Below are 588 nucleotides of genomic sequence, written 5' to 3'. Positions count from 1 at the left end.
AATAGTTAGGAATCTCTTATCCTTTATGCCCATATTCCACATTATTTCAACAAGTTTATTATGGTTAATATGGTCAAAGAAACTTTTGATGTCACCTTCGATGGCTACGTATGTTTTTGACCTAGAAATGGTATTCAAGATTCTGCCTATTGCATAGTGACATGAACGATAGGGACGAAAACCGTAACTATGGTTGAAAAACTTCGCCTCCGCTATGGGTTCTAACACCATTCTTGCTGTTTCTTGGATTATCCTATCTATCATGGCTGGGATCCCTAAAGGACGCTTTTTACCATTGCCCTTGTCAATATAATACCTTCGAACGGGTTTAGGTTTGTAGTTGTCTATGTGTTCCCAAATGAGTTTGATAAGCTGTTCCGTTTCCATTTGCAGGTAGTAGTTCACGTCTTTCTTGTCAATTCCGACCGTTTTACTCCCACGATTGCTTTTAATGTTGTGAATTGCCGTTTTAATAGTCTGCTTGTTTTTCATTAGTTCTATCATGCCATGAAAAGAAGAGTTATCTTCTTTGGCCTTTTTGTATATTAGGTCTAACTTATCTTGGAGCTGTGCTTCATTATCTATCAA

General features: G+C 37.4%; 1 protein-coding gene. It reads right to left on the bottom strand.

What is annotated here, in order from left to right; all coding sequences use genetic code 11:
- A partial coding sequence (locus MR168_RS34045; RefSeq protein WP_242291770.1) for a reverse transcriptase domain-containing protein occupies positions 1-588 on the bottom strand: 588 nt, incomplete at both ends.

Source organism: Bacillus cereus group sp. BfR-BA-01356, from assembly GCF_022663635.1.
GTDB lineage: Bacteria > Bacillota > Bacilli > Bacillales > Bacillaceae_G > Bacillus_A > Bacillus_A cereus.
This window is presented reverse-complemented; position numbering and strand designations above follow the sequence as displayed.